General features: G+C 64.1%; 5 protein-coding genes and 1 pseudogene. 2 read left to right on the top strand and 4 right to left on the bottom strand.

Going from position 1 to position 8,806, the window contains the following annotated elements:
* The coding region (locus tag JCM25156_RS06390; protein ID WP_025812520.1) for a phosphoenolpyruvate carboxylase at positions 1-2,411 on the top strand (2,411 nt) is incomplete at its 5' end.
* Entirely contained in the window at positions 2,392-3,264 is an 873-nt protein-coding gene (locus JCM25156_RS06385) for an MBL fold metallo-hydrolase (protein ID WP_025812519.1), read from the top strand. The genes JCM25156_RS06390 and JCM25156_RS06385, both read left to right, overlap by 20 nt.
* Before the next feature lie 349 nt (positions 3,265-3,613).
* Here JCM25156_RS06385 and fusA read toward each other — a convergent pair whose 3' ends face one another.
* From fusA to JCM25156_RS22085, 4 genes and pseudogenes are all read right to left on the bottom strand, one after another.
* A complete protein-coding gene (gene fusA / locus JCM25156_RS06380) occupies positions 3,614-5,701 on the bottom strand; it encodes an elongation factor G (protein WP_025812518.1) in 2,088 nt (695 codons plus the stop codon).
* A 211-nt stretch (positions 5,702-5,912) separates the two neighbouring features.
* Positions 5,913-6,212: a 50S ribosomal protein L28 gene (gene rpmB / locus JCM25156_RS06375; protein WP_025812517.1), complete on the bottom strand. Its 300-nt coding sequence runs from the start codon at positions 6,210-6,212 to the stop codon at positions 5,913-5,915.
* 178 nt (positions 6,213-6,390) lie between these two features.
* Positions 6,391-6,657: a hypothetical protein gene (locus JCM25156_RS06370; protein WP_025812516.1), complete on the bottom strand. Its 267-nt coding sequence runs from the start codon at positions 6,655-6,657 to the stop codon at positions 6,391-6,393.
* 98 nt (positions 6,658-6,755) lie between these two features.
* Positions 6,756-8,592 (bottom strand): annotated as a pseudogene (locus JCM25156_RS22085) (ABCB family ABC transporter ATP-binding protein/permease).
* Positions 8,593-8,806: the final 214 nt, after the last annotated feature.

The following is an 8,806-nucleotide window of genomic DNA, read 5'->3' as shown; positions in this document are numbered from 1 at the left end:
CCAACCCGGTCTATGACGCGCTGGCCGAACTGGCCTCCGCCAATCCCGCCGAGCCGCCCGCCCATGTTCCCAGCTTCCTGACGCATCGCCGCGCGGGACCGCCGACGCTGGATGAGGAATTCAGCCTGGCCACCCAGGCCATCCTGCGCGGGCGCACGGCGCTGGACAGGCTGAACACCATCCTGCTGTCGGAAGCGCGCACGCACTGGCCCCAGCTCTGGTTCACGCTGGCCCCGCGCCCCATCATCATGACAAGCTGGGTCGGTTACGACACCGATGGCCGCACCGACATCGGCTGGTGGGACACGCTGCGCCTGCGCCTGCGCATGAAGCAGCTCCAGCTTTCGCGCCTGCATGACCAGATCGAGCCGGTCACGACCTGCCCCAACGACCTGCACGGCCGCGTCCGGACCGCGCTGGACGCCGTGGCCGAACAGATCGCCGCCTGCCCCACCGGTCCCGACCCCGAGGCGGTGTCGCGCTTTGCCGATGTGCTGATCAACCGCAGCGCTGACGCGCTGACCAGCACCAACGACCTGAACGCCACCTTTGGCGAGGCCATCGACGCCGCATCGGCGGATGACAAGATGACCCTGACGGTCGCGCGCGCGGGCTTCATGGCGCATGGCCTGTCCGCCGCGCACACGCACACCCGGCTCAACGCGACGCAGCTTCACAACATCGCGCGCCAGCGGCTGAACATTACCGACAGCCCGGACGTGCCGGCACAGCGCCGCGCCCTGATCAGCCGCATGAACGAAGCGCTGGACACGGTCGAACCGATCGAGATCGACTTTGGCTCCCTGCTCATGGAACAGGCCAGCGCCGGGCGGCTCATGATGACCGTGCGCCAGATCCTGCGCCATATCGACCGCACCAGCCCCATCCGCTTCCTGATCGCCGAGACCGAGACCGGCTACACGCTGCTGACCGCGCTGTGGCTGGCGCGCCTGTACGGCATTGACGACATGATCGAGATCTCGCCGCTGTTCGAGACGCAGGACGCGCTGGAAAATGGCGAACAGATCATCGAGGAAGCCCTGCGCTCCCCCCACTGGCGCGCCTATCTGCACCGCACGCGCAAGCTCAGCCTGCAGTTCGGCTTTTCCGATTCCGGGCGTTATGTCGGGCAGCTTGCCGCGACCTATCTGATCGAACGGCTGCGCATCAAGGTCTGCGACCTGCTGCGCAAGTGGGATCTCGCCTTCGTCGAGGTCATCCTGTTCGACACGCATGGCGAGAGCATTGGCCGCGGCGCCCACCCCTACCGGCTGGCCGACCGCTTCGACTATCTCTCCCCGCCGCATGCCCGCGCCCGCTTCGCCCGCGCCGGGATCCAGATGCGTGAGGAAACCGCCTTTCAGGGCGGGGATGGCTACCTCCTGTTCGGCACGCAGACACTGGCGGACGCCACGGTCAGCATCATTGCCGAACACGCCTTCGCCGCGACATCGCTCGACCGCGACCCGGTTTATGACGAACCGGATTTCTCGGCCGATTTCTTCTCCACCATCGCCAACGGCATGACCGGGCTGGTGGAAGACCCCGGCTACGCGGCGCTGCTGGGCGCATTCGGGCCGTCGCTGATCGACAAGACCGGCTCACGCCCATCGGCGCGGCAGAGCGACGCCGCCTCCACCGTCACCCGCATCAAGCATCCCAGCCAGTTGCGGGCCATCCCCAACAACGCCATCCTGCAGCAACTGGCGTGGTGCGCGAATACCCTACAGGGGCTGGGCACGGCGGCCGCCCGTCACCCCGAAACATTCGAGAGGTACCTGGCCGAAAGCCCGCGCTTCCGCCGCGCCATGGATTTCGCCGCGCACGGGCTGTCCCATTCCGACCATGGGGTGCTGCGCGGCGTGATCCGCCTGCTGGACCCGGACCTGTGGCTTGAACGCGCCACCGCGCAGAAAGACCCGGCCAGGCAGGAATCGTGCCTGGCGCTCATGCACGGGTTGGAAAACCTGGATTTCTGGGCCAGCACGCAGGCCATGTTCCGGCGCATCCAGTCGGACCATCTGGCCCTGCGCCGCGCCTGGCCCGAAGCGCCGCGCATGCAGCCCGACGAACTGCTGCTGCACGCCATCCGCATCGCGATCATCGAGCATATCTGGCTGCTTTCCACCCGTATTCCGTATTTCTCGCCCCGCCATGCCTTCTCGCGCGATGTGCTGACGCTGAAGGTGCTGTGCCTGGATATTCCGGCGGTGCTGACCGAACTGGAGCAGATCTTCCCCTACCGCTCGGATGGTGGTTTCGACCTTGATTTCCACGAACCGCACGGCCCCCGGCAGGAAGGGACCTACAGCCGTGAATACACCGATATTTTCGAGCCGATGCAGCGCCTGTTCCAGACCGTGCGTGAAATCAGCACGGGTGTGATGCACCATGTCGGCGCCTTTGGCTGAGGCCGCGCAACCCACACGCAACGGGTGGCGGGTCACCGAGCCGCCACCGCCCTATGACGTGCCGCTGCCGGAAACCCCCACCATAAGGCGGGTCGTGGCGAACAACCCCGGCCCGATGACGGGCAATGGCACCAATAGCTGGGTGGTCGAACATGCGGATGGCTGCGTGATCATCGACCCCGGCAGCGCGGCCCCCGAACATCTTGACGCACTGGTTCACGCAACGGGCGGCCGTCGCGTCACGCATATCATCCTCACGCATACCCACCGTGACCATCTTGAGGGGGCACGCCCCCTTGGGGAACGGCTGGGCGTGCCCGTATGCGGGTTTTACCAGAGCGCGGAACCCGCATTCACACCCGATACCGGCCTGCGCGATGGTGATATGATCGCAGGACTGCGCGTGCTGTACACGCCCGGCCATGCCAGTGACCATATCTGCCTTGAAACGCCGGAAGGGATCATTTTCACCGGCGACCATGTCATGGGCTGGTCCACGACCATGGTGCCCCCCGCCCCCCATGGGTCGGTCCGGCATTTTCTGGACAGCATGGACTACCTGCGGGGGCGCGACAGCCACCTGCTGCTCTCCGCCCATGGTCCGGCCATAACGCAGGTGACAGCGTGCATTGACGGGCTGGTGGCCCACCGCCATGCGCGTGAAAAGAGCATTCTGGCCCTTTTCCCCGCCCGCCCCTGCACGCTTGATGAGATTCTGGACAGCATGTACCACAAACTCCGCCCCGGCCTGCGGCGCGCAGCGCGGCTGAACCTGCATGCCCACCTGGAAAAACTGCACGAGGATGGCCAGGTCAGCCTGTGCGATGACAGGTGGATGAAAATCACGCCCTGACTTCTGTTCAGGCTCCCAATGGAATCGGGGTGGGTGACAACCCGCGGGTGTTCAATGGCTACCCGGTCATCCCGACAGGGAATTCCTGAATCCGCCTGAAATAACCGACCGCTAAAAAACAGACGTTTTAGTGCTGCCTGAAGCTTTTTAAAAAGCTTCAGCAGGAACTTTCAGATCAATACGGATACCGGATCATCGGGATTGTCGGATGCCCGGATGACGCTGCCGCGCCAACGACATTCCCGCCGTTACAGGCATGGGTTTCCTCGCCCCTCCGCCAGTTCCCGCGCCATAAAAAAACCGGCCCTTGTGGGGCCGGTTTCCTTCAGGCGCTCTCTTCCGAGAAAGATCAGGCGGATTTCGCCATGATCTCTTCCGCAACGTTGCGGGGCACCGGATCGTAGTGATGGAACTGCATCGTGAAGGAAGCACGGCCCTTCGTCATCGAACGCAGGTGCGAGATGTAGCCGAACATTTCCTTCAGCGGCACCTGTGCCCGCACCATGACGGTCGAACCCGAGCTTTCCTGGCTCTGGATCATGCCACGGCGGCGGTTCAGGTCACCCACCACGTCACCGACATGATCGTTCGGGGTGGTGACTTCCACATCCATGATCGGCTCGAGAATGACCGGACCGGCCTTCTTCATGCCTTCACGGAAGCAGGCCTTCGCCGCGATTTCGAACGCCAGCGCCGAGGAGTCGACATCATGGTACTTACCGTCGAGCAGCGTGAACTTGAAGTCCACCGTGGGGAAGCCCGCCAGCACGCCGGTCGTGGCCTGCGCGATGATGCCCTTTTCCACCGCCGGGATGTATTCCTTCGGCACCGTGCCGCCGACGACCTTGTTCTCGAAGGAGATGCCTTCGTTACGCTCGACCGGCGTGAACTCGATCTTCACTTCCGCGAACTGGCCCGACCCACCGGACTGCTTCTTGTGGGTGTAGGTTTCCACATGCGTCTGGGTGATCGTTTCACGATACGCGACCTGCGGGGCGCCGATGTTCGCATCCACACCATATTCACGGCGCAGGCGGTCGATGATGATGTCGAGATGCAGCTCGCCCATGCCGGACAGGATGGTCTGGCCGGTTTCCTGATCGGTCTTCAGGCGCAGGGAGGGATCTTCACCCGACAGCTTCTGCAGCGCCAGCGTCATCTTCTCCACGCCGTCCTTGGTCTTCGGCTCGACGGAGATGTCGATGACCGGGATCGGGAAGGTCATGCGTTCCAGAACCACCGGATCGGCCGGATCGGCCAGCGTGTCACCCGTCTGGCTGTCCTTCAGGCCGACGAAGGCCGCGATGTCACCAGCATGGACTTCGGACAGTTCCTCGCGCTTGTCGGCATGCATCTGGTAGATGCGGCCAATGCGCTCCTTGTGGCCCTTGGTCGTGTTCAGCACGGTGTCACCGGTCTTCAGCACGCCACGATAGACGCGCACGAAGGTCAGCGTGCCGTATTTGTCGTTGATGATCTTGAAGGCAAGACCGGCGAACTTGCCATCCGGGTCAACCGGGATGATCGGCAGCTTCTTCTCGTCGACTTCCTCGTCTTCCGGCGGCGCGATGCGGATGCCTTCCACGTCGTTCGGCGCGGGCAGGAAATCAATGACGGCGTCGAGCAGCGGCTGCACGCCCTTGTTCTTGAAGGCCGTGCCGCACAGGACGGGGCGGAACTCACCGGAGATGGTGCCCTTCTTGATGCAGCGCTTCAGGGTCGCGACATCGACATCGCCCTTGTCGAAGTATTCTTCCATCGCCGCGTCATCGACCGACAGCGCGGTGTCGAGCAGGTTCTGGCGGGCTTCCTTGGCCTTTTCCAGCAGGTCGGCGGGAATTTCCTCATCATGGAACTTCGCGCCCAGCTCGCCGCCTTCCCAGACGATGGCCTTCATCTCGATCAGGTCCACGACACCGACGAAGTTTTCCTCCGCGCCGATGGGAAGCTGCAGCGGGATGGCGACGATGTCCAGCTTCTCCTTCAGCGTGTCGAACGCGCGGTAGAAGTCGGCGCCGGTGCGGTCCAGCTTGTTGATGAAGATGATGCGCGGCACGTTGTAGCGGTCCGCCAGACGCCAGTTGGTCTCGGACTGCGGCTGCACGCCGGCTACGCCTTCGATGATGAAGACCGCGCCATCAAGCACGCGCAGCGAGCGGTTGACCTCGATGTTGAAGTCGATGTGGCCCGGGGTGTCGATGATGTTGATGCGGTGGCCTTCCCACTCACACGTCACGGCGGCGGACGTGATGGTGATGCCGCGCTCACGCTCCTGCGCCATGTAATCGGTGGTGGTGTTGCCTTCGTGCACCTCCCCGATTTTGTGGGACACACCCGTGTAATACAGGATGCGCTCGGTCGTGGTGGTCTTGCCGGCATCAATATGCGCGGTAATACCGATATTGCGAATCAGGGACAGGTCAGACTTGGCGGACACGGGATTACCTCCACAAGACAACACGGGCGCGAAGGGGGAGCTGCCCCTTTCGCGCCTGCCGGAACCGTAAGCTGCTTGCGCCCTCAGTCTTTTTCAACCCGGACGACGCAGACCGGCACAGCGGAACAATGCGCCAGACATCAGTCAGGCTTCTACAGCGCCGGGCCAGCGTCCCGCCCGGATGGGGCGGGGCGGCATGGCCCGTGGCGCATCAGGCTACGGCGGCCTTCTTTTCCTGAACGCGCAGGATGCGGCGCTTCACCGTCAGGGCTTCCGGCGGCAGCTTGCGGTTCGGGGTGGACAGCAGGAACGCGTCCAGCCCGCCATTGTGCTCGACCGTGCGGATGCCGTTGGTGGTCATGCGCAGGGGCACCGCCGTACCAAGGATATCGGACAGCAGCGAGGTTTCCTGCAGGTTGGGCAGGAAGCGGCGGCGGGACTTGTTGTTGGCGTGGCTGACGTTGTTTCCGGTCAGCACGCCCTTGCCTGTGATCTGGCAGCGGCGAGACATTCTATCATCCTCGGATATAACTGTGGCCGAGGCATAAATGCCCGGCAAGGATCGTCTTGATTAGGCGCGGCTTATCGCCAAACCGCCGCCAACAGTCAAGGTGCATAAGCGTGATTCGGCATTTTTTGTCCCGGAAAGGGTGGGAATTGCCCTATTTCATCCCCTTCCCGTCCCCGCGTCAGCCCGCCTTGCGGTCCTGATCGGGGTGCAGTTCACCGGCCTGCACGCTGTGCAGCGCGTTTTCCAGCATGGCCTGCATCGTCTCGCGGCCCATGGTGCGCGACAGCAGCCCGAGCGAGCCGCCCAGCAGCGCGGAGGCGATGGCCACGGGGGGCAGGTTTTCCCCGATCATGTATTCGATGGCCTTGTCCACCACCGCGCCGCAATGGCTCAGTTCGGGCGGGATGCCTTCGGCTTCGGGGGGCTGGTTGTTCGTTTCCGTCATCTTACGGCTCCTTGTGGTCGTCTGGCTGATATGGGCCTGCCTGCCGTCCCTTACCAGTACGGCGTGGATATGAAACCGGTAACATATGCTCGTGAACCCTACAGGGCGGCATCCTCCTCCGCCTGGGCGGCCCACATCCGCGCGTAATGTCCGCCGCGTTCCAGCAGCGCACGGTGGGAACCGCGCTCCAGGATGCGGCCCTGCCCCATCACGAGGATTTCATCGACATCCACGATGGTGGACAGCCGGTGGGCGATGATGAGGGTGGTGCGGTTGGCCGCGACCGTGTGCAGGGCGGACTGGATCTCCTGCTCGGTGCGGGTGTCGAGCGCGCTTGTCGCCTCATCCAGCAGCAGCACGCGGGGATTTTTCAGGATGGTGCGCGCGATGGCCACGCGCTGCTTCTCCCCGCCGGACAGCTTCAGGCCGCGTTCGCCCACGCGGGTGGCGTAGCCTTCGGGCAGCGACATGATGAAATCATGGATGCAGGCCAGCCGCGCCGCCTGTTCGATCTCGGCCTGCGTGGCGCCCAGGCGGCCATAGGCGATGTTGTAGCCGATCGTATCGTTGAACAGGATGGTATCCTGCGGCACCACGCCCACAGCCCCGCGCAGCGCCGACTGCGCGCAGTCACGGATGTCGTGCCCGTCGATCAGGATGCGCCCTGATGTCACGTCATAGAACCGGAACAGCAGGCGGCTGATGGTGGACTTGCCCGCGCCGGTGGGGCCGACAATGGCCACCCGGTGCCCGGCGGGCGCGTGGAAGCTGATCCCGCGCAGGATTTCACGATCGGGATGATAGCTGAAATGCACGTTCTCGAAGCGGATGTCGGCGGCGGGGGCCTCATCCAGCCGCGCGGGAATGGAAATCGCGTCCGGGGGGTCGGTAATATCCGCCTGTTCGTCCAGCAGGGCGAACATATGCTCCAGATCCACCAGCGAATTGCGCAGCGAGGAATACACGCTGCCCAGGAAATTCAGCGGCAGGTAAAGCTGCATGAGGTAAGTGTTGACCAGCACGAAACGGCCCATCGTCATATGCCCGGACTCGACATCGCGCCCGGCCATGAGCATGACGGCGATCAGGCCACGGCGATGATCGCGGCCTGCCCGAAATTCAGCCGTTGAGGGAAATCTGGGTGCGGACGGCGGCGCGTTCGTAACGGTGCTGGGCGTCCTCGTACCGGCGGCGCTCGTGGTCCTCGTTATTGAAGTATTTCACGGTCTCGTAGTTGAGCAGGCTGTCCAGCGCCTTCCAGCTCGCCTCGCTGTTGATGTCGTTCATCCGCCGCCGCAGCCCGATCCGCCACGACGTGAACCCGATGGTGAACACCACATAGGCCACCACCGCCACCAGCATCACGATGGCGTAGCGCCAGTCGAACAGCCGCCAGATCACCCCGATGACCATCAGCGCCTCGATCATGGTGGGCACCACGTTGAACACGCCCACACGCAACACGGTCTCGATCGCTTCCGTGCCGCGCGCGATCGCCTGCGTCACGCTGCCGGACTGGCGGTTGAGGTGAAAGCGCAGGGAAAGCTGGTGCATGTGCGTAAAACTGCGCATGGCCGCGATCCGGCTGATGCGATAGCGCAGCGGGGCGAACAGGGCGTCGCGCAGTTCCCCCAGGGCGGCTGCGGCCATGCGCAGCAGCCCGTATCCCACAATCAGCATGAGCGGTGTCATCACGGCCCGGCCCGCCGCCGGCTGCAGGGCGTCGATCACCCGGCTGTAGGCATAGGGCACGCCAATCGTGGCGATCTTGGCCAGGACCAGCAGCACGCACGCCGCAACCACCCGCAGGCGCGCGCGTGGATCGTTATGGGGCCAGAGATAGGGTAACAGGCCACGCAGGGTCGCGGCGGCGGAACGCTCCGGCCTGTCATGCCGGGCCTTGTCGGTAACTGCCATGCGCATGCCATGCGGCATCTGCCCCGCGTTTTGCAACCCATATTCCCCCGCGCCCGCATGTCCGGCGCAGGATTGTCAGCACCGGGGACAGCCGGTATGCCACCCATGGCCCGAAGGACAGGGATGGATCATGTCACACAGCCTCGAAGGTTTCTTTCGTCACATCACCGCCTGCAACACGGCGGTCCTGCCCGGCGGGCGGCTGGAATTCCGGCTGGGCCGGCAGGCGGCG

The organism is Komagataeibacter kakiaceti JCM 25156 (assembly GCF_000613305.1).
This window is presented reverse-complemented; position numbering and strand designations above follow the sequence as displayed.

What these genes read in the sequence shown, in the direction of transcription:
- JCM25156_RS06370 (WP_025812516.1), bottom strand. Translation starts at nt 6,657, where the DNA reads ATGACGGAAACGAACAACCAGCCCCCCGAAGCCGAAGGCATCCCGCCC.
- JCM25156_RS06385 (WP_025812519.1), top strand. Translation starts at nt 2,392, where the DNA reads ATGTCGGCGCCTTTGGCTGAGGCCGCGCAACCCACACGCAACGGGTGG.
- rpmB (WP_025812517.1), bottom strand. Translation starts at nt 6,212, where the DNA reads ATGTCTCGCCGCTGCCAGATCACAGGCAAGGGCGTGCTGACCGGAAAC.